Source organism: Enterococcus sp. NPDC086594 (assembly GCF_044746145.1).
GTDB classification, from domain to species: domain Bacteria; phylum Bacillota; class Bacilli; order Lactobacillales; family Enterococcaceae; genus Enterococcus_D; species Enterococcus_D entomosocium.
The window spans coordinates 43,286-67,416 of record NZ_JBIVBP010000009.1 but is presented as its reverse complement, the minus strand read 5'-3'; the positions used below and the strand labels follow the sequence as shown (position 1 = coordinate 67,416).

The 24,131-nt window shown below is 46.2% G+C and carries 24 protein-coding genes and 1 riboswitch; of the genes, 7 read left to right on the top strand and 17 right to left on the bottom strand.

Annotation, left to right across the window (positions count from 1 at the left end; all coding sequences use genetic code 11):
* Positions 1–126: 126 nt before the first annotated feature.
* Positions 127–1,113, bottom strand: coding sequence for a tRNA-dihydrouridine synthase (locus tag ACIPK1_RS12970; protein WP_005230648.1), 987 nt, complete (start codon positions 1,111–1,113; stop codon positions 127–129).
* A 146-nt stretch (positions 1,114–1,259) separates the two neighbouring features.
* Entirely contained in the window at positions 1,260–1,820 is a 561-nt protein-coding gene (locus tag ACIPK1_RS12965) for a TIGR00730 family Rossman fold protein (RefSeq protein WP_008380221.1), read from the bottom strand.
* Between the two features lie 86 nt (positions 1,821–1,906).
* Between ACIPK1_RS12965 and ACIPK1_RS12960 the strand changes: the two genes are divergently transcribed.
* Complete coding sequence (locus tag ACIPK1_RS12960) at positions 1,907–2,248, top strand: MazG nucleotide pyrophosphohydrolase domain-containing protein (RefSeq protein ID WP_034872892.1); 342 nt, start codon at positions 1,907–1,909, stop codon at positions 2,246–2,248.
* 150 nt (positions 2,249–2,398) lie between these two features.
* Here ACIPK1_RS12960 and ACIPK1_RS12955 read toward each other — a convergent pair whose 3' ends face one another.
* From ACIPK1_RS12955 to ACIPK1_RS12915, 9 genes are all read right to left on the bottom strand, one after another.
* Positions 2,399–3,412: an ABC transporter substrate-binding protein gene (locus ACIPK1_RS12955; protein WP_005233274.1), complete on the bottom strand. Its 1,014-nt coding sequence runs from the start codon at positions 3,410–3,412 to the stop codon at positions 2,399–2,401.
* Positions 3,405–4,187: an ABC transporter ATP-binding protein gene (locus tag ACIPK1_RS12950; protein WP_005233273.1), complete on the bottom strand. Its 783-nt coding sequence runs from the start codon at positions 4,185–4,187 to the stop codon at positions 3,405–3,407. The genes ACIPK1_RS12955 and ACIPK1_RS12950 overlap by 8 nt, the downstream gene beginning before the upstream one ends.
* Before the next feature lie 4 nt (positions 4,188–4,191).
* Positions 4,192–5,265, bottom strand: a complete 1,074-nt coding sequence (locus ACIPK1_RS12945) for an iron ABC transporter permease (RefSeq protein WP_005233272.1) — start codon at positions 5,263–5,265, stop codon at positions 4,192–4,194.
* Positions 5,266–5,733: 468 nt separating this feature from the next.
* The gene (ribE, locus tag ACIPK1_RS12940; RefSeq protein ID WP_005233264.1) at positions 5,734–6,207 is read right to left on the bottom strand and encodes a 6,7-dimethyl-8-ribityllumazine synthase; all 474 of its coding nucleotides are present in this window, start codon (positions 6,205–6,207) and stop codon (positions 5,734–5,736) included.
* Between the two features lie 21 nt (positions 6,208–6,228).
* Positions 6,229–7,440: a 3,4-dihydroxy-2-butanone-4-phosphate synthase gene (gene ribB, locus ACIPK1_RS12935; RefSeq protein WP_400451085.1), complete on the bottom strand. Its 1,212-nt coding sequence runs from the start codon at positions 7,438–7,440 to the stop codon at positions 6,229–6,231.
* Entirely contained in the window at positions 7,418–8,005 is a 588-nt protein-coding gene (locus tag ACIPK1_RS12930) for a riboflavin synthase (protein ID WP_301389117.1), read from the bottom strand. Before ACIPK1_RS12930 ends, ribB begins: the two co-directional genes overlap by 23 nt.
* Complete coding sequence (gene ribD / locus ACIPK1_RS12925) at positions 7,990–9,066, bottom strand: bifunctional diaminohydroxyphosphoribosylaminopyrimidine deaminase/5-amino-6-(5-phosphoribosylamino)uracil reductase RibD (protein WP_086316647.1); 1,077 nt, start codon at positions 9,064–9,066, stop codon at positions 7,990–7,992. The genes ACIPK1_RS12930 and ribD overlap by 16 nt, the downstream gene beginning before the upstream one ends.
* A 112-nt stretch (positions 9,067–9,178) precedes the next feature.
* A riboswitch (FMN riboswitch) is annotated at positions 9,179–9,317 on the bottom strand.
* A 194-nt stretch (positions 9,318–9,511) separates the two neighbouring features.
* Complete coding sequence (locus tag ACIPK1_RS12920) at positions 9,512–12,160, bottom strand: HAD-IC family P-type ATPase (RefSeq protein WP_086316648.1); 2,649 nt, start codon at positions 12,158–12,160, stop codon at positions 9,512–9,514.
* A gap of 345 nt (positions 12,161–12,505) precedes the next feature.
* Complete coding sequence (locus ACIPK1_RS12915) at positions 12,506–13,141, bottom strand: NAD(P)H-binding protein (protein ID WP_008380239.1); 636 nt, start codon at positions 13,139–13,141, stop codon at positions 12,506–12,508.
* Between the two features lie 599 nt (positions 13,142–13,740).
* On the opposite strand from ACIPK1_RS12915, the gene ACIPK1_RS12910 reads away from it, so the two are divergent.
* The 3 genes from ACIPK1_RS12910 (at position 13,741) to ACIPK1_RS12900 (ending at position 16,816) form a co-directional block, all read left to right on the top strand.
* Positions 13,741–14,742, top strand: a complete 1,002-nt coding sequence (locus tag ACIPK1_RS12910) for a bile acid:sodium symporter family protein (protein WP_005233246.1) — start codon at positions 13,741–13,743, stop codon at positions 14,740–14,742.
* Positions 14,678–15,778, top strand: coding sequence for an iron-containing alcohol dehydrogenase family protein (locus tag ACIPK1_RS12905; RefSeq protein WP_005233244.1), 1,101 nt, complete (start codon positions 14,678–14,680; stop codon positions 15,776–15,778). Before ACIPK1_RS12910 ends, ACIPK1_RS12905 begins: the two co-directional genes overlap by 65 nt.
* Positions 15,779–16,066: 288 nt before the next feature.
* Positions 16,067–16,816 (top strand): SagB/ThcOx family dehydrogenase, encoded by a 750-nt coding sequence (locus tag ACIPK1_RS12900; protein ID WP_086298800.1) that lies wholly within the window; start codon positions 16,067–16,069, stop codon positions 16,814–16,816.
* Positions 16,817–16,957: 141 nt separating this feature from the next.
* On the opposite strand, the gene ACIPK1_RS12895 is transcribed toward ACIPK1_RS12900, so the two are convergent.
* Complete coding sequence (locus ACIPK1_RS12895; protein WP_086298802.1) at positions 16,958–17,395, bottom strand: MerR family transcriptional regulator; 438 nt, start codon at positions 17,393–17,395, stop codon at positions 16,958–16,960.
* 165 nt (positions 17,396–17,560) lie between these two features.
* Here ACIPK1_RS12895 and ACIPK1_RS12890 point away from each other — a divergent pair, with 165 nt between their 5' ends.
* Together ACIPK1_RS12890 and ACIPK1_RS12885 are read left to right on the top strand one after the other, a co-directional pair.
* Entirely contained in the window at positions 17,561–18,301 is a 741-nt protein-coding gene (locus tag ACIPK1_RS12890; RefSeq protein ID WP_008380252.1) for an SDR family oxidoreductase, read from the top strand.
* A 363-nt stretch (positions 18,302–18,664) separates the two neighbouring features.
* Positions 18,665–18,871, top strand: a complete 207-nt coding sequence (locus ACIPK1_RS12885) for a hypothetical protein (protein ID WP_008380254.1) — start codon at positions 18,665–18,667, stop codon at positions 18,869–18,871.
* Between the two features lie 70 nt (positions 18,872–18,941).
* Here ACIPK1_RS12885 and ACIPK1_RS12880 read toward each other — a convergent pair whose 3' ends face one another.
* From ACIPK1_RS12880 to ACIPK1_RS12860, 5 genes are all read right to left on the bottom strand, one after another.
* Positions 18,942–20,258 (bottom strand): MATE family efflux transporter, encoded by a 1,317-nt coding sequence (locus ACIPK1_RS12880; RefSeq protein ID WP_086316650.1) that lies wholly within the window; start codon positions 20,256–20,258, stop codon positions 18,942–18,944.
* A gap of 331 nt (positions 20,259–20,589) precedes the next feature.
* Positions 20,590–20,850: a metal-sensitive transcriptional regulator gene (locus ACIPK1_RS12875; RefSeq protein ID WP_005230585.1), complete on the bottom strand. Its 261-nt coding sequence runs from the start codon at positions 20,848–20,850 to the stop codon at positions 20,590–20,592.
* Entirely contained in the window at positions 20,847–21,146 is a 300-nt protein-coding gene (locus ACIPK1_RS12870) for a rhodanese-like domain-containing protein (RefSeq protein ID WP_086316652.1), read from the bottom strand. The genes ACIPK1_RS12875 and ACIPK1_RS12870 overlap by 4 nt, the downstream gene beginning before the upstream one ends.
* A complete protein-coding gene (locus ACIPK1_RS12865) occupies positions 21,139–22,797 on the bottom strand; it encodes an FAD-dependent oxidoreductase (protein ID WP_086316653.1) in 1,659 nt (552 codons plus the stop codon). Before ACIPK1_RS12865 ends, ACIPK1_RS12870 begins: the two co-directional genes overlap by 8 nt.
* Before the next feature lie 2 nt (positions 22,798–22,799).
* Positions 22,800–23,114: a rhodanese-like domain-containing protein gene (locus tag ACIPK1_RS12860; RefSeq protein ID WP_086316654.1), complete on the bottom strand. Its 315-nt coding sequence runs from the start codon at positions 23,112–23,114 to the stop codon at positions 22,800–22,802.
* A 424-nt stretch (positions 23,115–23,538) separates the two neighbouring features.
* On the opposite strand from ACIPK1_RS12860, the gene ACIPK1_RS12855 reads away from it, so the two are divergent.
* Positions 23,539–24,012, top strand: a complete 474-nt coding sequence (locus tag ACIPK1_RS12855) for a DUF3955 domain-containing protein (protein WP_052533231.1) — start codon at positions 23,539–23,541, stop codon at positions 24,010–24,012.
* The last annotated feature ends 119 nt before the right edge of the window (positions 24,013–24,131 follow it).

Sequence of the window (24,131 nt, the reverse complement as noted above, 5' to 3'; positions counted from 1 at the left end):
TTCACTATTTAGATAGGTACCTAGTTAAAAGTCCGCTCTCCATTTTACATAGGTACCTATCTATTGTCAAGTAAGGATTGACAATAGAGCGGGTACAGCAACCAAAAACAAAAAAAGCATTGAAACTTACGCTTCAATACTTTCCTCGTGGTTCTTTTTCTCCGCAAACTCTGCCAGCAGTTGCCGAACTTCATCCGTTGATTTGGTATTCATCAATTTTGCTCGCAAATCACTGGCTCCTGGGAAGCCTTTGACATAGATTTTAAAGAAACGATGCAATCCTGCGATCGAGCGTGGCACCATTTTGGCGTAATGATCCTGTAAGTCTAATTGCAGCTGTAGCAAGCCTAATAGCTCTTCTGAGGTATGCTCTTTCGGTTCTTTTTCAAAGGCATAGGGATTCTTGAAAATACCCCGACCGATCATGATTCCGTCTACGCCATATTTTTCTGCTAGCTCTAAACCTTTGGTACGATCAGGGATATCGCCGTTGATCGTCAGCTTCGTTTGTGGGGCGATTCTATCCCGCAAGGCAACCACTTCAGGAATCAATTCCCAATGGGCATCGACCTTGCTCATTTCTTTACGGGTTCGCAAATGGATCGAAAGGTTGGCAATATCCTGTTGTAGGACATGGGTCAACCAGGCTTCCATTTCCCCTAGTTCGGTATAGCCCAAACGCGTCTTGACGCTGACCGGCAAGCCGCCAGCTTTGGCTGCTTGGATCAGCTCAGCAGCAACTTCTGGTCGCAAGATTAAGCCGCTGCCTTTGCCTCGTCCGGCAACGTTTGGCACTGGACAGCCCATATTTAAGTCAATCCCTTTAAAGCCCATCTCGGCTAATCCGATACTCATTTCACGGAAATACTCTGGCTTGTCTCCCCAAATGTGGGCTACCATCGGTTGCTCATCTTCGGTGAAGACTAAACGTCCCCGCACACTGTCGCGTCCTTCTGGATGACAGTAACTATCGGAGTTGGTAAATTCCGTAAAGAAAACATCTGGTGCGCCGGCAGCTTGAACGACATGCCGAAAAACGACATCGGTGACATCTTCCATTGGTGCTAGAATAAAAAAAGGCTTCGGCAATTCAGCCCAAAAATTTGTTGTCATGATTTACGCTCCATTTCTTTGTCCAAGGATCTTATTTTATGACCCCACTTGCAAAACAAACCCCATTATACTAAGAATGCGTCAAAGAAGCAAAAGAGCAAGACGACACCCGCCGGTGCTTCGCCTTGCTCTTTTGCAACAGACGCTTAATACTGCCGAATAACTGGTGGTTCGTAAGCTTGAATAAAGACTTCCAGCTCCTGGGTTGTTTGCGCAAAACCGATTTTTTCGCGATCGGCCTGCGTCAAGAACTCATTTTCCACCATGTTGTCATACAAGGCTCTCGTTGCGCGGTAAAAGTTGTTCACATCATAAAAAGCACAAGGATTCGGGTTTTGACCGATTCTTGACCACGAGATCATCTCCGTGATTTCTTCCAGCGTCCCGGGACCACCTGGCAGTGCGACAAACGCCTGCGACAATTCGAACATTTTTCGTTTTCTTTCTGACATCGTCTCGACGACATGGAGTTCGGTCAATCCAGGATGTGCTAGTTCCCGATCTTTTAAAAAGGTTGGGATCACCCCGATCACCTGACCGCCATTTTCTAAGACAGCATCTGCCAGCACGCCCATCAAGCCCGCTTTTCCGCCGCCATAGACCAGCGTATTTTGCCGTGAAGCGATCCACTGCCCCAATTCTTGGGCGGCTGTTGCAAAACTAGGTTCATTACCGACACTGGCACCACAATAGACTGCAATTTTCATAAAACTCTCCATCATCCTTCTCAATCATTTTGAAATAGTATATCATGATTCTGATAAAGGTTCTGGGAAAGGATGGAAAAAAAATTATGAACATTGAGGAATATCAACGATTTATCAGTGACTTCTACAAAGCCCGCAACTGGTATCAATATGATCCGTTTATTCGGGCGAATTTTTTAGCAGAAGAAGTCGGGGAAGTGAGCCGTGCCATTCGGACATTGGAGATTGGCCGTGACCGTCCCGATGAACAAGAAGGCTTGCCGGAAGAAAAACTGGCAAATCTGACGGAAGAATTGGGCGATGTACTGGATAACTTATTTATTCTCGCCGATAAATACGATATTTCTCTGGAAACAATCATGCAAAAACACAAAGAAAAGCTTTTGTCTCGCTATCAAATGAACCAAGAGACAGAAAAAAACAGCTAACGGGCTACTTGTTGCGTAACGGGCAGCGGCAAAGGTTGCTTTTCCCAAATACAAAAAACCAACGTTTCTGTGGTCAATCGGCCAGTGAAACGTTGATTTTCTTCTATTATATAAAAAGTTGGTTCTCCTTTTTATGGGAATAGGAGGTGTTTATTGTGCCATTTGCTCTACCAGTTCTTCCAAACCAGTCAAGGCTTGGTAGCCGTAGCCAAAGAGATAATTGTAGTCCATGCTGTAGACTTGTTTGTTTTTGATGGCTTTCATGCTAGAGAGTTTGTCGTTTTTGTATAAGCCTTCAATGATTTCTTGGCCGGAAACACTGCCTTCGATCGTTGACCAGTCGCCGACGATCAAGACATCGGGATCCGTTTCGATCAAAGTTTCGACACTGACTTCCCCTGAATAGTCTTGAAACACATTGTTCAGTTTGATCATATCAAAGTTGCTATTGAAAAAAGACTCATCTTGAGCGGCATAGACACTGACAACACTAGGATCAGACATAAAGAGATGGGCAAAGGTTTGCTCTTCTTTGTCTGCTACTTTTTCTTCCAAGGCACTCTGACGATCCTTTAATTCTTTTTCAAAAGCAGCGGCTGCCTCAGGGACATTGAAGAGCTTACCAAGGTTTTCAATGTCTTGATAAACAGAATCAAACGTCGCCCCAGTGACAGAGGTTTCTTGGACATAAGTCGGAATGCCCATCTCGTTCAAGGAATCAACGGTGCCGACGCCCCAATCTTGGTTATCGAAAAGTCCCCCGCGGCCAAAAATCAAATCTGGATCCACACTTAAGGCTGTTTCTTTACTGATATAGTCGCTGCCCAGGTCGTTGAGTTCTGCGTAATCAGCAGCAACTTCCTCATCAGCGGCACCAAAGGTTGCACCGACACCCGCAATCTGATCCTTGAGGCCGAGATGCAGCAGCAATTCCGCTGCTGGTCGTGTGTTGGCAACGACTTTTTTTGGTGCCTCATTAAAGGTTTGATCCTTGGCGGTCCATTGCGTGCCGCCTTCTGCTTTGGTGTAGTTGCTGATGGTTAAGGGATACGTACTTTCTGCCTGTGAGGAAGAAGCCGAAGTTCCTTCATCCTTCGTATTGCCGCAAGCGCTTAATGTAAAGACTGCCAATCCTACCCCAATCATTTTTCCCCATTTATTCATCTGTTTGCTCCTTTTCAAAATAATAATGAAACCCTAATCCGCTTGTGATCGGATGATGGTAAATACTGCATTTCACGCCATAGATTTCTTCGATCAGTTCTTCTGTCAGCAGCGTTTCTGGTTCGCCATACCCTACGACCCGACCATCTTTTAAGGCATAGATAATGTCGCAATAGTTGGCTGCTTGTTCCAAATTATGCAGCGCCGCCAACAAGCCAATCTTCAGATGCTTGACGGTCTCTAAGATTTCCAGCTGGTAACGGATATCCAAATGATTGGTCGGCTCATCGAGAATCATAAATTTCGGTTCTTGGGTGATGGCACGAGCAAGGACGACCCGCTGTTTTTCGCCTCCTGATAATGAGAGGTAGCTGCGTTTTCTGTAGGCACTTAGCCCTGTTTTGGCTAAGGCTTCGGTGACCAGTTCATGGTCGGCTTTGGTGTCTTGTTCCAACAACCCCTTGTGGGGCGTGCGGCCTAAAAGCACCATCTGTTCTACTGTTAAATCAAAGCTCAACTCATTGAATTGACTGACGACGCTGACTTGCTGGGCGACTTTTTTTTCGGAACTTTTCAAAATATTCGTCTCACCCAGATAAATTTCGCCGCTGTCTGGTTTCAACGTTTTGTAGATGGCTTTTAACAACGTGGACTTCCCACTGCCATTAGACCCAATCAAACCGACAAATTGCCCTTGTGCGGTTTGGACGGAGATGTCTTTTAGAATCTGCTGATCCCCGATCGTCAGATTGAGCTTTTCAACTGCCAATTTCATCTCGTCACCCCCCAAAGTTGTATTGTCGTTTGACAATGATATAGATAAAGATCGGTGCGCCAATCAGCGCTGTAATGATCCCGATCGGCAGTTCGACTCCTTGCAGGGTCGAGCGGGCGATCACATCCGCCCAAATCAAAAACAACGCGCCTGTCAAAGCGGTCAAAGGCATCAACAGGCGATGATCCGAGCCGCTGACTCCACGTACGATATGAGGAATGATCAAGCCGACAAAGCCGATCATCCCAGAATTCGCAACGATGATACTAGTTAATAGCGCTGCTAGCAGCATGTAAAAACGCCGATAGAAGGTCAGCTTGACCCCTAAGGTGGAAGCAACTTCATCCCCCAGCAAAAGCGTATTCAAAACACGGTATTGCGTCAGGAAGAACAGCGTGATCAAAGAAACCAGAACCACGATAAAGCCCAATTTGTTCCAAGAAGCCGAGGCTAGGCTGCCCATCGACCAAAACGCTACGGTCTTCATCCCTTCTGCATTGCTAGCCAGATAGATGATCAAGTTTGAAACAGAGCTACATAAGGCACTGACGATCGTCCCCGACAGCACAAGTTTTGTGGAAGTCATTTTCCCACCGATACTGGCAAGCAGCAGCACCAAAATAGTCGCAATCCCCGCTCCTGCAAAGGCGCCAAACGATAAGCCCAGCTGCAAGACTAGCGCCGAGCCGCCAAAACCGACTAAGATGGCAAAGGTCGCCCCTAAGGATGCGCCGGAAGAGATCCCTAGGATATATGGATCTGCCAGCGGATTTTGGACCACTGCCTGCATCACTGCCCCGCTGATCGCTAACCCCATCCCCACAAAAATAGAAAGCAAGACCCGCGGTGCCCGAACAAACCAGACGATATTGATGTTTGCGTCTGAAATGCCTGAAAGATCACCAACCAACCCGTGGCTGATTTTATAGAAGAGAATTTGGTAAACTTCGCCAAGGGTGATATTGGCTTGTCCGTTTGCCAAAGCAACTCCTGCAGATAAGAGAATGGCGACAACTAAAACACAGCAAATGATTGTCGACACCATCCAACGATTTGATTTAATCAACCCTACCGACATGTGATTCTCCTTTATTCAGCACGAACTCCTCTGATTTCACAGCAAAAACAACCTGAGTGTTGCCTCGCCGCCATCATAAAAGAAGCATCTGTGCGTTTTTTCGCTTATAAAAGTTCTTCTCATGAAAAGCGCCAAAGCCATGTGCTACTTTGACATCTATTTGCAAATGAGAATCACTCTCAATGAATAGAGTCATTATAAGGAACCTTTTGTGAAATGTAAATAATTTTCTGAAAATTTCCTTAAATAAGAGTTATTCTAATGTTCGTGATTGATTGGGCATTTTCCTTTCCATTGACCTATCGAAAACACGGTACCCGTGAAGAAGCAAATTCTTCGGCAAAATAATCCAGTTTTTTTAATGATGAAAAAAGACAGACTTCATTTCGTACGAAGTCTGTCTCCAGTCTGAAGCCTATGCTTAGGCAGGCTTGTTCTTGCTAGCTTCCCTTTGTTAGCACGTGAAACCTATGCGTTGCCAAGGATTTGCTGATTCAACGAAATCATCTCCAAAAGACCTTGAGCGGCTTCACTGCCTTTATTGCCGGCTTTGGTTCCCGCTCGTTCAACGGCTTGTTCAATCGTTTCAGTCGTCAATACACCAAACATGATCGGAATGTCGGCATTCAGACCAATTTGGGCTACGCCTTTCGCCACTTCGTTTGAGATCAATTCATAGTGGGTCGTTGCTCCGCGAATCAAGGCACCTAATGTCACGATCCCATCGTATTGTTTGTGGTCAACGATTTTTTTGGTAATATACGGAATCTCATAAGCACCTGGTACCCAATACACATCGATGTTTTCTGCTTTGACTCCATGACGCACCAAATTGTCTTTGGCGCCTTCCACTAACTTGGAAGTGATAAACTCGTTGAATCGTGAAACCACGATCCCTACTTTGACTGCCTCTCCCTGAAACGTTCCTTCAAATACTGTCATCGCTCATTCTCCTTTGGTTGATTAAATAGATAGGTAATGGTGAAACTTTTCTTTCTTCGTTTTCAAATAGCTGCTGTTTTCTTTATGCACAGGCATCTCCAGCGGTACCCGTGCTACTACCTTGATCCCTAAGCTTTCTAATTCCTTCACCTTGTCAGGGTTGTTGGTCATCAGTTGAATCTCCTGCACTTCTAAGGAACGTAAAACATCGGCAGCAAACGTGTAATGACGGGCATCTGCTGCAAACCCTAATGCAATATTTGCTTCATACGTATCCATGCCTTGTTCCTGCAGCTGGTAGGCACGGAGCTTGTTCCGCAAGCCAATACCGCGGCCTTCTTGGCGTAGATACAAAATCGCACCACGGCCTTTTGCCTCGATCTGCCGCATCGCTTCTTGCAGCTGTTCGCCACAATCACAGCGATGAGAGCCGAAGACGTCGCCTGTTAAACACTCTGAATGGATCCGTAGTAACAGCGGCTCGGTAGTATGTTGAATCTCGCCTTTGGCTAGTAAAAGGTGTTCATTGCCGAATTCATCTTCAAATAAGGTCAATTGGAACGCCCCATAAGCCGTTGGCAGATCCACCGTGATAGGTGCAGTTCCTCGTAGATATTCCGCCAACTCATCAATGGTCAAAAACGGCAGCTGCCATTTTTCTGCTAATTTTTTCAATTCTGGGACCCGAGCCATCGTGCCATCTTCATTTAAAATCTCACAAATGTAGGCTGCTTCCACGCTGCCAGCAAGCTTTGCTAAATCCACAGCCGCTTCTGTATGTCCTCTGCGTTCCAACACGCCGCCAGGTTGAGCGGTCAATGGGAAGATATGGCCAGGGCGATAAAAATCCGCAGCCTGTGACGCAGGATCAGCCAACTTTTCAATCGTCACTGCCCGGTCTTTCGCAGAAATTCCTGTACTCGTCGTCACGTGATCGACACTGATGGTAAACGCGGTGCCAAAGGCATCCGTATTATTGGCGGTCATCTCAGGCAATGCCAGCTTTTCAGCGATCGCTTGTGAGATGGGTGCACAGATCAAGCCGCGGCCATAAGTCGCCATAAAATTGACAGATTCTGGCGTTGCGTATTCAGCGATCCCAATCAAATCTCCTTCTGATTCCCGATTTTCATCATCGGCGACAATCACTAAGCCGCCCTTTTTTAACCATTCCACTGCTTGTTCTACTTTATGCATCGTCTGCCTTCTTTCATTTTCGTTGGTATTTGACATATTTCCCGATCATATCCGTCTCGATATTGACCCACTCCCCTTGTTTCAACTGCCCCAGCGTCGTCTGGTCTTTGGAATGGGGGATCAAGCTAACGGAAAATGCCTGTGCCGTCGTCTGGGTAACCGTCAAACTGACGCCATTGATCGCAATCGACCCTTGCGGAATGATTTCCCCTTGCACACTGACAGGATAAGCAAACGTCAAGATCAAGGCATTTTCCAACTGCTTTTTCTGGATCAAACGGGTCGTTACATCAATGTGGCCAGCGACAAAGTGGCCTTCAAAGCGCTGCGTTGCTGCCATCGCTCGCTCCAAATTGACTTCGGCACCTACCGAGAGTTGTTTAAAGGTCGTTCGTTGAAAGGTTTCCGGCATGATATCCACCGTAAACGTCGTCGTTTGTTTGGCGATCGCCGTCAAACACGTACCATTGATCGCCATACTGTCTCCAATCTGGTAATCCGCCAGCAAGCCTTCCGACGCACTGCAGGTTAGCTGGATCGTGCGGCTTTGCTTGCGGATCTCTTTGATGCGGCCTTTTTCCTGAATCAATCCTGTGAACATTCCTCTTGTCTCCTTCCTCGGATGCAAACATCTTCCCCAACTGCTGTCACCGTCACCTCTGTTAGCTGCTGCAGCTGTTTCGGGGTACGTTCACTAGTAAAACTTGCGAGACTATTGCCCCCAAGAAACTTTGGCGCCACATAGGTAATGCTTTCTTGCCACAGTCCGCTGGCTAAAAAGGCATCATGGATCGCAGCGCCTCCCTCCACGTAAAGCGATTGGACCTGTCGTGTGGCAAGCTCCTTCAACAATGCAGCGATCGTCAACTCTTCCAGCTGGATCACTGAGACATGCGCTGGCAAATCACTGACAGCTGCCTGCTGCGTAAAAATCCACACAGGTGCCGAATCGTCGGCAAACAGTGCCAATTGGGGTTGCGACAGCGTTCGTCCCCGACGGTCTACCACGATGCGAATCGGCGGAAAGCTGGTTTCAATCGTGGTCAATAAGGTGGGATCATCTGTCAACACCGTCTGACTGCCCACTAAGATCCCTTGGTAGTCCCCACGTTCTTGATGAACGTTTTGCCAAACCGCTGAACCAGTGATCGCATTGCGGGTCTGCGCATCATGAGCGATCCGACCATCTAAAGTGATCGCTTGCTTCAATGCCACGTAAGGTAGCTGATGCTGATGGTAAAAATTATAGTGTGGATTCAAACGGCGCACTTCTGTTTCTTCGATACCCACCAACACTTCGATGCCCTGATTTTCTAAAAAGCGCTTGCCTTGTCCAGCCACGATCGGGTTAGGGTCTAACTGGCCGACGACTACTTTTTTGATGCCGCTGTCGATGATCAGCTGGGTGCAAGGCGGCTGTTTTCCTTGATGGTTGCAAGGTTCTAACGTCACGTATAAAGTCGAATTGATTAGGTCTTCGGAGGAATGGCATTGTTCGATGGCGTTTCGTTCCGCATGGGGCTGCCCATAGACTAAGTGAGCCCCTTTGGCAATGACCCGTTGCTCTTTGACGATCACAGCGCCCACTAGCGGATTGGTAAAGGTTTGGTAACGCCCTTTTTTGGCTTCTGCGATCGCCAAACGCATGTATTCGTTATGCATCTTCCTTCCTCCTTTCAATAAAAAAATGCCTCGTGAGAATCTCACGAGGCATAGACAAACAAGACCGGCAAAAAATCAATTTTAGACGCACTGCGCCCCTTGAAATTTTGTGGTTTTTCTTCTCCCATCCAGACTTTCACTGTCGGTGCCAGATTCACACTGGCTCCACCGCATAGCTATGCGGGTCACGGACTTCAAGCATTGTACTTGTCACCGTCGGTCGGGAATTACACCCTGCCCCGAAGAATACTATTCAATTCATGTGCATTTTAGCCCGACCATTTTTGTTTGTCAATAGGCCTGATTACAAGCCAATAGGAATTCCTCTTGGCTTTTTCTTTTGGCAATCCCAAAGAAGCGACAGCAGAAATCCCTTGTCGTTCCGCCATTTTCCTAAGCTGCAGCAAGGCGATTTTGCCTGTAAAAAAATACGAGAAAACCTAGGTTAAATATTTTTTCTCGAACGAAGCCATTTATCGAACTCCGTCACGAGTAAGACGACCATCCCAGAAGCTGCTGAGATGACCCAGCCGATCAAGGACATGTCCTCCGTATGAAAGGCGCTTTGCATAAATGGAACATAGGTCAATAACAGTTGCAGAACCAGCATTACACCAATGATCACGAACGCTTTTGGATTGGTGAAGGAAGCTTTAGAAAACGCTGGTGCACTGGTACGGATGTTGAACAAATAGAAAATCTTACTCAAGACCACGATATTGACCATCATGGTACTGGCAACGGCTTCGCTGACGCCTTGCAGCAAGAGCCAGTCATGAGCGATCAAACTGATGACTGCCATCAAGATCGACACATACGCCATCTGCCAAATATCGTGACGATTCAACAATTTATTGCCTGTCTTTCGCGGCTTGCGGCTCATGATCCCAGACTCTGCTGGTTCAAAGATAAACGCAAACTGGATCGTAATAGCAGAAACCATGTTGATCCACAGCAGTTGTGTCGCCTGCAGCGGCAATTCTTTTTGCATCATGATCGTAAAGGCAATGATCAGCCCTTCGGCAAAAGATGTCGGCAACAGAAACAGAATGCTCTTTTTGATGTTGTCATAGATCCTGCGTCCTTCGCGAATCGCTAAGGACATGGTACCGAAATTGTCATCGGTCAAGATCATATCAGCAGAATCTTTGGCTACATCCGTGCCGCTGATCCCCATCGCTACACCGATATCCGCCCGCTTCAACGCCGGGGCATCGTTAACGCCGTCCCCTGTCATCGCCGTGACTTTGCCTTTGGCTTGTAGCGCTTTGATAATGTCCAATTTATTTTTCGGCGTGGTTCGTGCAAAGACTTGATTCGTCAAGGCAGCATCTTGAAATTCAGCTTCACTCATCTGATCCAACTCGGCACCTGTCACGACGTGAATCTCATCCGCTAAGCCAAGCTTTTCCCCAATCGCTTTGGCGGTCAGAGGGTGATCCCCAGTAATCATTTTCACTTGAACACCGGCTTGGTTCATTTCCTTCAGGGAGGCAATCACTTCTTCTCGCGGCGGATCGATGATCCCGGCGATCCCTAGTAATTGTAGCCCTTGCTCAAAAATCGTTTCATCAATGTGATCAATCGAAACTTTCTGATAGCCCACCGCTACCACTCGTTTGCCTTCTGCCGACAAGCGGCGAACATGACCTGTCCAATAGGCTTCATTAGAAGGTGCCGCTTGTTTTTGCACCATTTCAAACAATTTATCTGGGGAGCCTTTAACAAATAGCAAGCGTTCCCCCGCAGGGTTTGCCACTAGTTTCGCCATGTAGCGGTTGTCCGAATCAAAGGGCAGCATATCCAGCTCTTGGTAAGCAGGTGCTTGCGGATAGGCAAATTGCTTATGATACAGCGTCAAAAAGGAGCCGTCTGTTGGTTCCCCATTGATCGTCCAGTGATTTCCTTCTGGCACCAATACCGTATCGTTGGCTTCGTAGCCAGCTTCCAAAAACAACTGCAAGATGTCTTGCGTGCGAACGTCCTCCTGCTTTGGACGAATCACGCCCACCGGCGCATAGCCGTCACCCGTCACTTCATATTCCTGCTCAGCCAATACGATGTCTTTGACCGTCATTTCATTTTTGGTCAGGGTACCGGTCTTATCCGTCGCGATCACATCCACTGAGCCTAGCGTTTCAACCGCCGGCAGTGTTTTGATGATGGTGTGCTTGTTTTTTGCCATGTCGCTGACACCCATCGCCAAAACCACCGATGTCGTTGCTGGCAATCCTTCTGGGATCGAGCCGACGATCATGGTGACGACGGCTAAGGACAAGACAGAGATCGCGTAGGTTTGCTGGAACAAACTGACGATAAACAGCAAGACCGCCACGCCCATGATCACATAGGTGATGCCTTTCCCCAGCCCATCGATTTCTTTCATCAACGGCGTTTTTCGTTCTTCCGTTTGATTGACTTCTGTGGAGATTTTCCCGATCTCAGTCGTGGCGCCGGTAGCGATCACGATTCCTTTCCCGCTTCCTGACGTCACGGAAGTCGAAGCAAACGCCAAATTCCGTTGTTCTGCTAATGGGGTTGCTTCATCCACTAAGGCATCTGTTATTTTTTCCACCGAATCGGCTTCACCAGTCAAGGCGGATTCTTGGATACGCAAGTTGTCGGCTTCGATGATCCGCAGATCCGCAGGCACATTGTCACCGGCTTCTAAGAATACAACATCCCCCGGAACGACTTCGGCAGCTGGAATGTCTTGCCGAATCCCATTCCGATAGACCGTGGCTTCTGCTGATAGCATCTCTTTGATCCGCTCTAACGCATCGGAAGCATTTGCTTCTTGGTAATAACCGATCAACGCATTGACCAGTACGACGATGCCAATGATCACGGCATCAGAGAAATGCCCCATCAGCAGCGTTAAGATGGCGGAGAAAATCAAAATGTAGATGATCGTGTTATGGAATTGCCGCAGCAGCAACCGCCACTTGGCGGTTTTTTTAATCGCTAATTGGTTCAATCCGTAGGTTTCTAACCGCTCGGTTACTTGCGCCTCAGTCAATCCCTGATCGATAGAGGGCACCTGATACTGTTCGATTGTTTCTGACACTGATAATTGAAACTCTTTTTTATTCATTTATTCTTCTTCCTTTTCTTTTTTCATTGATGGATAACGCAAATAAGCCCCTTATTTAGAAACTACTCCTAAATAACGCGCTGTTGTTGGTCTCCTATTCAATTAAAAAGTAAGGCAAGTCAAAATAGTGTTTCTGCTCACCGTCACTCGAGTCGCTTGACATTCGTTTACCACCCCCTCTAAAGTTAGCAATAAGCGTAACAAACTATTTTTCCAAAGTCAAGAGTCATCGCTTTCATAGCAATGAAGGGGCATCTCAAAGTTTTACGAAAAAAAAGCCGCACGACAACGATTCGCTGCCGTGCAGTTCCTTCAGTACATTCTCTTCAAGCCCAAAGGCACGCCTTAAAGCTGATCCAGTGCCTCGCTGATCGGTGTTTCTCCTGCTTGGACTTTGATGACTTTTTGATAAGTTGCTGGACGTTCCAGCATTTCACCTAACAAGACGGCGACATCCTCGATCGGGATCGCACCAGAGGTCGTTTCACTGATCTCGATCAAACTAGATCCTGGTGTTTCTTTCAACGCACCCGGCTGCAAAATCGTATAGTCTAGTGCGGTATTGTCGATCAGCCAGCGATCAGAGAAAAATTTGGCGATCGTGTAATCCATCAATGACGCCATGCCTTCCCTTTGCCACTGTTCAGGTTCTAAGGCATAGGCTGAGCTAAGGTGGATGTAGCGCTTGATTCCTTTTGATTCAGCGGCTTGCATCACTTTGACCGCACCATACAGATCAGATTGCAGCAAGTCTTTGCCTCGGGAACCCGCCACGAAGTATACCGCTTCCGCATCTGCGAATTTGGCCGCCATCTCTTCCGGTTCCGTGTGTAAATCAAAGAACACGGGCTTGATATTCTCCGTTTCTGTGATTTTCTCACTGCTGCGCGCACCAGCATAAACGATGTGTCCTTGTTTTTCTAGAAAGGCGATCAATTTTTGGCCCACCCGTCCGGTAGCACCAACGACAAAAATCTTCATTTTCTTTACTCCTCTCGACTCTTTTTCCAACTCTTGCTAGTATCATCGTAGGACAAAAACCTAGATCCAACAACTATTCTGTTTCTAAACGAAGGAGAAAAAGGCACAGCACAAACCAATTCTTGCTATTTTTCCCCATAGAAACCCATGTTTTTAAAAAAACACCCAAAAAAATGAAAAAAATTTTCTCAAACGATTGACAAAGCCTTGACTCTTTTGTAGACTAGGTAGAAATAATTTAAATATTTAGAAAATTCCAAATAAAGAAAAGGACGGTGGCGTATATGACCCGCACCAATGTTAGCAAACGAATTATTTTATTATTATAGCCGGGACTGTTTGATTTATACATTCAAAGAGTCCCTATTCACATTGCATCCAAAAAGAAGATCAACTTCTTGAGATGGAGTGTTTTTTTATACCCATTTTCAAGGAAGCGGCCTTTTGCAGGCTGACACATTGATGTCAGATAGATCCGAAAACGCTCGTTGAACAACTGCTGCCGATTCCCCACGGTTATGCACTGCACTTATTCTAAAGACCCCTTCTGTTTGAACACTTGATTGGTCATGCAGAAAAAGGAAGGATGATTTTTTCTTATGAAAACCGTCAACACGATCGCTGCTTTTGTAAACAAGTATTTGATCTATATCATGATTTTATTGATGATCGTCTCTTATTTTTTCCCGCAACCCTTCTTATGGATTCCGCCTCGTACAACGATTCTTCTGAGCATCATCATGTTTTGTATGGGGATGACTTTAAACGTTGCTGCTTTTAAAATGGTCGTCTTACAGCCTAAAGCATTCATCTTAGGAGTGCTTTTCCAGTTCACCATCAGTCCTTTGGTTGCTTACGGCTTAGCGCAGCTGTTTGGTCTTTCTTCCGGTTTGATCATCGGGTTTGTCCTACTAGGTTGCGTTTCTGGTGGAACCGCCAGCAATGTCATGACCTTTATCGGCAAAGGCGATGTCGCCCTCACCGTTTCCATGACCACGGTATCGACCTTGTTAGCGACCGTCGTTACCCCCTTTTTGGTTTACATCTTGGCTGGTCAGTATACTGAGATCTCCTTCTGGGAAATGCTCTTGTCTGTATTGCAGATGGTGCTTTTGCCGATCATTTTAGGGGTGATCGTCCACAAACTCATTGCCAAGCACATCGAGCGATTTCTGCAATCATTTGTGTTGATTTCTTCCGTTAGTATCTTATTGATCGTTGCCGGAACTGTCGCTCGCAACGGTGCCGTCATCGTCCAATCTGGCTTGATCGTGATTTTCTTAGTCTTGCTCCATAACTTGATCGGCTACGGTGCAGGCTATGGTCTGAGCCGTGTGATGGGCGTCAGTGCCACCCAAGCCAAATCCATCATGTTTCAATTAGGAATGAAAAATACCGGCCTAGCGATCTCGTTAGCCAATGCCCACTTTGCCGCCATTGCTGCAGCCGTTACCCCTGCCGCAGTCGGCATGGTGATCCATCAAATTACCGGACCAATTTTAGCCAATCTCGTGGCCAAGAAAGAAGGAAAACAGTATGAGTCAAAGTATCTTTTTGCCAAACTACACAATCGGGGCGGACGCCTACGAAAAAGTAAATGAGATCGTAAAACCATACGGCACCAATGCCGTGATCATCGGCGGAAAAACCGCCCTTGAAAAAGCCGAAGACAAGATCAAAGCCGGTTTAACGTCAGCAGTCAAAGTGACGGATACCTTGTGGTACGGCGGCAACTCGACCTATGAAAACGTCGATCAGCTGTTAGCCAATCCAAGCGTCCAAGCCGCCGATGTTCTATTCGCCGTTGGCGGCGGCCGCGTTTGCGATACCGTCAAAGTGGTTGGAGAAAAAGCAGGCAAACCAGTCTTCACCTTTCCAACGATCGGCTCCAACTGCTCACCAGTCACCGCGGTCTGTGTCATCTATAAAGAAAACGGCGAGATGCAAGGGCTGTTTTTCCCTTCGCAACCACCGACCCATGCCTTTATCGACAGTGAGATCATCGCCCAGGCCCCCGACAAGTACTTATGGGCAGGAATCGGCGATGCCCTCTCCAAAGAGATCGAATCGACGTTTTCAGCGCGGGGCGATGAGTTAGACTACACCGATGGGTTAGGCATCCAAATCGGCAAAATGTGCACGGAACGCTTATTGCAATACGGCACACAAGCCTTGAAAGACAGTGCCGCCAATCAGCCATCTTATGCCATTGAGCAAGTCGTCTTGGATATCATCGTGACTACCGGCTTAGTTTCCGTCTTAGTCATCAATGATTACAACTCCGCCCTTGCCCATTCCTTTTACTACGGAACGACCGTTTTGGAAAAAATGGAAGACTATTTGCATGGTGCTTCCGTTAGTTACGGTGTTTTGGCCTTGTTGCAGCTCGATCAGCAAGAGGCCCTCTTCCAGCGCATCTACGCCTTTATGAAGGAAAACAAACTGCCGGTTTGCTTAGCAGATATGGGTCTTAACGCCACCAGCGACCTTGAGGCAATCTTAGATAAAGCAATGACCACCAATGATATCGTCCACGTGCCTTATGAGATCACGCGAGAAATGTTCAAACAAGCAATCTTAGACGTAGAAGCCTACCATGCCAAACAAAACCAAGCGTCATTGGCAGCTGCGAATTAAATGAAGCCCTCCAGCAATTCGTTGCTGGAGGGTTTTTGTATGGCCTTTTTTTCTCTTACGTTTGATTGCAGTCGGTTTGGATTTCATAAAAAATATTCATAGCAAGTTAATACGATACTACTCATTATCTAGGTCTTTAGAAAATATTAAAAAGCACAATCAGCCTATGATACGACTGAGAGACTGCTTACCTCCCTAATTATCTACTTGTGAATAAAAGCGCATGAAAAAGCAATCCTTGTTATACTTATAAATAACACGAAGTCCTTAGGAAAAGGAGGAACCCTCATGACCCGTTACCAACGATTTCGCTTTGCTCATTTAGGCGCTCTTTGGATGCTGGGCTTACTCCTCACTGGCTGCAGTGCGGATACAGCACCGATTGAAGAACAACCGACTACCAACACCGCCACTTCTTCTGAACCTGCGGTTTCCTATGAAACCTTTCCACTGCCGCAACCGATCTTAGACGGGGAAACCAGTGTGGCGGAAGCTCTCTTCGAGCGGCGCTCGCAACGAGATTTTCAAGACACTGAGCTAACACAAGAACAGCTGGCACAGCTTTTATGGGCCGCTGCCGGTGTCACTACAGAAGATGGTCGCCGGACAGCGCCTTCGGCTGGTGCCTTGTATCCCTTAGACCTCTATGTCGTGGTCACACAGGTAACGGGGCTTGAGCCAGGGCTTTATCTGTATCAACCTGAGCAACATGCCTTAGAAAAAATCCTTGCTGGTGATTTTCGGACCGCATTGGCGGAAGGTTCGTTGGATCAGCAAGCGATCCAACGGGCACCTGCCACATTGCTTTATACAGTGGTTTATGAACGACTGATTGAGCGCTATGGGGACCGAGGAATCGAACGCTATGCCTATATCGAAGTCGGTCATTCCGCCCAAAACGTCCTTTTACAAGCCCAAGCGTTAGGCTTAGGCGCTGTGCCGATCGGCGCCTTCACGGATCATGAACTCAAAGAATTATTACAACTGCCGACGGAAAATGAACCCCGCTATTTGATTCCAGTGGGGGTTATTGAGTAGCGCTACTGAATAACAGAGCCTATTTTCGTAGGATTGTCAGTCTTTCATTAGAAAACGGCAACTGGCAAGGTTGATTTTCCCAGCAAAACCAGTAGAATCGAAAAACCACCTGCAAAAACAGCAGGTGGTTTTTCGATGGACTTACAGTTTGTATGATCGGACTTCTTCTGGTATTTCTTCTAGCGGCAACTCTTTTACTACCGCCTCGGTACCTGCTGCCATCGCTGTATCGTAGTACCAGCATTTGTATTTGATCGTATTCATCGTTTCTTGCAAGGCTGCCATTTGCTTGGTGACTTCTTCCAAACGTTCATGAAACAGCTGCTGTCGTTTCTGCAAAGACGCATCGCCTTCTTCGCCCCAATCCAAGAAATTCTTGATGTCTTTGATGGGCATGCCGGTATTCTTCAAACAATCGATCACTTTGATCGTCGCTACTTCTTTTTCTGAAAACACCCGAATGCCGCCATTGCTACGGGCCATATTCGGAAACATTCCTTCTCGATCGTAGTAACGTAGTGTCGAGATGGGGATGTTAGTCGTTTTTGATACTTCACCAATCGAGTAACTCACTTGCATCGCTCCTAAAAAAAATTTTGTTTCTCCCTTGACCTAAACCTAACTTCAGGTTCTACAATAAAAATACACCGCAAGCACTGTACTGTCAATCACCCGTCATCTCGCAGGTTTGGGTTTGGCAGCAGCAGGATTCGATGAAAAAATCATTCACTGGAGGAAATACAAATGACAGAAATCAAAGAAAAAGTTATCGTAATTATGGGAGCCTCTTCGGGAATTGGGGAAGCAACCGCCGTTAAGCTAGCCGAACAAGGGGCAAAAGTAGTAATCGCAGCCCGCCGCGAAGAGCGCATTAAAGCCCTGGCTGAAAAACTAGGAGAAAATGTTTTGTATCAAACAGCCGATGTCACGAATCGCGAACAAGTCCAACAAGTCATTGATTTAGCCATGACCTCCTTTGGTCGTATTGATGTCCTTTTCAATAATGCTGGTATCATGCCTCAAGGAAACTTGGCAGAGTTGAACTATGACAGCTGGCAAAAAATGCTGGATATCAATATCATGGGGGTATTGAACGGGATCGGCGCTGTGCTGCCCATCATGCAAAAACAACAAGATGGCTTGATCATCGCCACTGACTCAGTTGCTGGACATGTCATTTACCCGGGATCTGCCGTGTACAACGGGACAAAGTTTGCAGTTCGTGCAATCATGGAAGGCTTGCGCCAAGAAGAACGTGAACATGGCATTCGCTCCACCATCGTCTCTCCGGGAATGGTCTCCACGGAATTGTTTGAAACCGTAGGTAATGCTCAACTAGAAGCAGCCTTGAAAGAAACCTCTCGCGTAGAAGGCAACAGCCTAACGCCAGAAGATGTAGCAAATGCAGTGGTTTATGCCATTCAACAGCCCAAACATGTGGCGATCAGCGAAGTCTTGCTGCGCCCAGCAAAACAAACCGTTTAAGCTATTTCTACTAGCCCGTGAAACCTGCTATCCGCCTGAGGCGATCGCAGGTTTTTTTGTCGTCAAATCCCGCCGTTCCCCTAGGAAAAATTACTTGTTTTTCTTGTAACACCCGCTTGTCCGAGTAATGTAAACCAATCGTTGCTTTATGTAAACGACTAGGTTCTGTTGCTACGGGGGAAATTTTTTTATACTTAGTACAAAGCTTCCGTATAAAACGACCAATCAGAAACGAACCTACCGTATTTCTCTTATTTATGAATAGCCGAGCATGATTGATATCCCGCCTTCAACGTTGACTTGCAAGTATTATTAGCTGTCCTCTTTTAGTACTTGCTTTTTATAAAAGAATGGAGTGAGTGTATGAATGTGAAACAGCTGCTCGTCATTGCCGAGCAACGAAGAAACATCACGAATCAGAAATTGACCTATGCAGAAAACTTCTTGGCGGCCGGCTACTCTGCTGCCGAATTGCTGGCAGACGAAACCTTTCTCGAATTAGAGCGAAGGGAAACCCAACTGATTGCAGAACGCAATGCTATCTTTTACGAAGAAGTCAGCCACAATTAATCTCCCCTGTCCAATTGTAGGCGACGAAAAAGCGAAGGATCAGCAGCACCTTCGCTTTTTTCTATCCCCCTCAAAGGCGTCCTTTGCCTTGAGGATAACGCTGCTTGATCGTCCAATAAAACAGCCCTGCAAAGAAACTGCCGAGAATCAGGAAATTCAAACCGTATAGACAGTAGAGGAAGAAAAAGTTCAGCTGCCCACTGCTCCAAAAGCCTGTGATTCCCATTAAAACCAGACTGTTGACGCATCCTGTCAACAGACAAACCATGCGACTGCACTCCAAACTTTGTAATAAGTATTTTGTGATTTCATATAACGGACTGACGAGCATTATCCCCAGCATGATTGGCAAAATAGCTGGCAACAAGTCTAAAACAGCTACATCTGTAGTAAACAACTGGAAAAAAGCAGAACGAAAGCCCCAGATCAGACTGGCGATTCCAACATAAGCCACGAAAGAAGAAGCGAAGGCACTTTTTCCCACTGCTAAAATCTTCTGACGATTTTTCTGACCATTCGCCTCACTCGCAAAGACGGTCACTGCGTTGCCATACATCAAAGCAGGCAACCGTGCGATCATCAATCCTTGGCTGCCGATCGCATAGGCGGCCAGCGTACTAACACCCAACCGTGAGACGAAAGCTTCAAAAGCAATAATAAAGACTAAGCCTTCAAAGCATTCCTGAATCATTAAGGGGATCGATTTTTTCAATAAAAAGGCGCGTTTTCGTGGTCTTTGTTTTAGCCCTCTTGCTAGACTTTCTCTTAAAAGAACCCCATAAATCCCCAGCAAGCACAAAGTCGCAAGCATATTTGCGATGCCACTGCCTAAGACCCCCATGGCGGGAAAACCGAGATTGCCGTTGATCAATAAATAGCTAAGCAACACCTGTACCAACGCACTAATGATCGAAACACCGAGGATGTAGTTCGTTTTCTTTTCAATTTTTAAAAGGCTAGTAAAAACAAACGTGACTAACGTAAGTAAAATATAGGGGGACATGATTGCAAGATACAACGTCGCAGTTCCTAGCAGCTCCCCGCTAAATCCGTAAACAAGCTGTAAAATGTCTCGTCCAAAAAGCAGGAAAATCAGCAAAAAGCTCACACCGATCGCGACTACTAGAAAAAGAACCGACGACAGATAATCATTTAACTTCGTCTCTTCTCTTTGCCCGACTGCCTTTGCGCCATAAATATTAAAAGCCAGCCCAATCGCACCTAAGATACCCGCAAAAGCATAGAGAAACCCGTCGATCAGTGCGATCGCCGCCAGCGCTTCCGTGGATCTTCTTGAAATAATCGCTAAGGAAACTTGTGCAATAATGATTTGAAACAAATTGGAAGCAATCAAAGGCAATGTAAAAGACTGTATTTTTTTGTTCAAGAAGCTCTCCTCTCTCATTCGTCATAACTGCGCAACACCCACTCGCTTATTGTGATTTTAGTCATAAGAAAAGCGATCGTTGGTCGCTATAAATACTCAACGACCCATCGGGCGTTTTGACGTTTCTCCCTCCATTTAACCATACAGCCTTCTCGGTGTATATTCCTTCGTAATAAAAAAACAAAACATCCCGACAAGCTCCGCTTATTTCCTCCATTGGTGTCGACAAGCAATCACTGATGAAGAATAAAAAGGTTCAGAAGAACATACTGCTCTTCTGAACCTTTTCTATGGGATGATAAAAAACGCGACAAACCTTTCAAAAATCCCGCTATTTCTTCACGATCAGCTGAACGGCTTGATCGATTTTCTGCTTTTGGGTTTCCGTGTCGCTGTCTGGATTTTCCAAACAATTTTTCAAATTCTCAGCGACAATGATCCCCATAATACGGTTGACGCTGGAACTAACGGCGGACAATTGCGTGATGACATCGACGCATTCTTTCTCGTCTTCGATCATTTTTTGAATCCCCCGCAACTGGCCTTCGGTTCGTTTTAACCGATTCAAAATATCTTTGTTGCATGCGGTCATCGTTTGATTTCTCCTCTCCATGCTGACATGCCGCCGAGGACATTGGTCACTTGAAACCCTTGCTGGTTCAAAAACTCAGACGCCATTTGCGAACGAGCCCCTGAATGACAGATGACATAGTAATTTTTATTCTTCTCTAAGTCGCTGGTTTGTTCCGTCAGCTCGCTCAACGGTAGGTTTTGTGCTGTTTTGATGTGTCCTTGTGCAAACTCATCAACTTCTCTGACATCAAGGATCTCAAGCGCCTCACGTTTTTCTTTTTGGGTAAATTCCTCCATAGATATGGCTTTAATCATGAATAATCATCTCCGGCTTAATAGTATTATACAACGAAAAGGCACCATCGAGGTTTTGACAATTGATGCCCGCTTGTTTTAAGATGCGTTCGGCAATGTAGCTTCTCAATCCGCTATGACACGTAACAACATACGAAACACTTGGATCCAATTCAGACAACCGATCTCTCAATTCATCTAACGGAATGTGGAGCGCCTCTTGAAAACGCCCATTATTGGCTAATTCCATCTCTGAACGAACATCCAACAACTGCTTACCGTTTTCTAAGGCCTCCGTCAATTCGTGCCATTGGATATTCTCACTGATTCCTTCTGCCAGATTGATCGCTGCATAGCCAATCATATTCACTGGATCTTTCGCTGAGCCAAAAGGCGGCGCGTAGGTGAATTCCAGTTCAGGCAAGTCAAAGATCGTTAAGCCACCTTTGATCGCTGTTGCTAAAATATCGATCCGTTTATCGACCCCTTTGGCACCGATGCCTTGCGCACCGTAGATGTTTCCAGTATCAGCATCAAAAATCAATTTCAAATAAATATCCGTCGCATCAGGATAATACCCAGCATGGTCTTTGCCTGAAAGATGAACCACCTGAGGATTTAGCCCCGCCAGTTTGGCGCTGCGCTCACTCAACCCAGTGGACGCTGCGGCAAGATCGAATACGCGCACGATCGCCGTCCCAATACTGCCTTTGTTTTTGCGAGTCAGTCCTCCCAATACATCAGCCACTTGCCGACCTTGGCGATTGGCTGGTGACGCCAAGGAGATCAGCGTGTCTTCGTTAGTGATTTGTTGTTTCACAACGATGGCATCTCCCACCGCGTAAATGTCTTTCTTGCTGGTTTGGTATTGCTCATCTACCAGGATACCCCCCCGGTGTCCTAATTGGATACCAGCACGTTTCGCCAAATCCGTTTCTGGTTGGACACCCACCGAAAGAATCGTGATGTCTGAAGCCAGAACCGTTCCATCCTCCAGAACGATTTCTTGCCCTGCTTTTTCAAAAGCGGTCGCTGACTGCGAGGTCAAAACATTGACCCCTTGCTTGATCAATTCATTTTTGACATACGCCGCCATTTCTTCATCCAAAGGTGGCAATACGTGGGGTGCTTTTTCCACGATCGTTACTTGTAGGCCTTTTTTATGTAAATTTTCAGCGACTTCTAACCCAATAAACCCAGCGCCAATGATCGTCACTTTTTGAGGCTTTTTGTCTTCAAGATGTGTCATGATTTGGTCTAAGTCAGGAACATTGCGCAAAGAAAAGGCGTTGGTTGCTTCTTCTAGCCCTTTGATCGCTGGTACTAGCGGTTTTGCCCCCGGTGATAAAATCAACGCATCATAAGATTCCGTGAAGACCTGTTCGCCATGTTTGACCGTGACCGTTTTCTCCTCCGGATCGATCGCCAGCACTTCATGAAGAGGCCGCACATCTAGGTTAAACCGTTTTTTTAACGCCTCAGGTGTTTGGACCAATAAGGCGTCTCGCTCTTCGATCTCACCAGAAATGGCATACGGCAGTCCACAATTCGCAAAAGAGACAAAAGGACCTTTTTCAAAAATAATGATCTCCGCTACTTCTTTAAGCCGACGTAAGCGCGTTGCTGCAGACATTCCTCCTGCTACCCCACCGACAATAACTATTTTTTCCATCGTTACTTTCCTCCTTTGGTTGTTCCCCGCCATTGATTCATGCCACCGCGAACATTGACCACATCAAACCCCTTTTTATTTAGGATTTTGGCTGCTTGTTTGCTTCGCATCCCTGATTGGCAAATGACTGCCAGTTTCTTGTCACCTTTTTTAGTGAAGCCCGCAATCTTGTTTAACGGTACATTTTTGGCGTAGGCAATGTGCCCGCTACGGTACTCCGCCGGCGTGCGAACATCCAGAACCGTCCATTCTTTGGCTCCTTCTTTTTGTAAATCTGCTGTTGACATACTTGGTATGCGTTTAAATAATGAAAACATTTCTTGCTCCTTTCTTATACCCCTCGGGGTATATTAAACAAGATGTTTCCCTATTTGTCAACTAAGTGATTTTCTTTAAGAAAAGAAACTTGCTGTTGCGTTGCTCCCCACTCGATAAACTGTCATGTATCGAACATGTACCAATCAAGCAAGAGAAAAAACGAGCCACATATTTCCTTCCCCTTAGCCTCAGTGCTATAATAAACAAAATGATATGCAGTAAAAATAACATGCTTCAAGGTCACTTTGTCACAGACGTTTTTCACGACCTCAGAATGAAAACGATGCTCCTCTCAAAAAAACAGCAGATAAAAAACGACGCAAGCACCACTTTCCCTTGATTTATCAAGAAGCAAGCCCTGCTTTCTTGGAAACAACGCAGGTTTCGACTATGCTTAAGTCACATCAGCGAAAGGAAAAAAAGATGGAATTTGGCGAAAAAATCAAAGAAGTACGCACAAGAAATAACTTGACCCAAGAACAATTTGCCACTCAACTACACGTGACGAGACAAGCCGTTTCGAACTGGGAAAACAATCGCAATCTACCAGATTTAGAAATGTTGATTGCCATCGCCACGATTTTTCAACTCTCGCTTGATGAATTGATTTTAGGAGGAACTCAAGTGAACAAGATCACTGAAAAACTAATCAAAGACGGCAGCGAGACCCGACGCGCCAAACTCAATTTGATCACGACCTTGATCGGAACATTTTTACTACTATTCGGCTTTGCCTGCTTCTTCATCAAAGCAAGCTCCGTGGAATACATCGATCAATCCGGCATTTTACATGAAAATTTCTATCTAATCCCCGTAGGATTTTTGTTCCTATTGGCTAGTTTCGTAGTATTTGCAGGAACCGGGATCAATTATTTTCGAGCTGCTAGAAGAAAATGACGCGAAAAAACTCGATTCCAAATGATGGAATCGAGTTTTTAACTTTTGTTTAATAAAGAATAGTCCCTTCAATGAACACTGTCCTTCAACCAAGCAGCATTTCCAGACTCTAACGGATG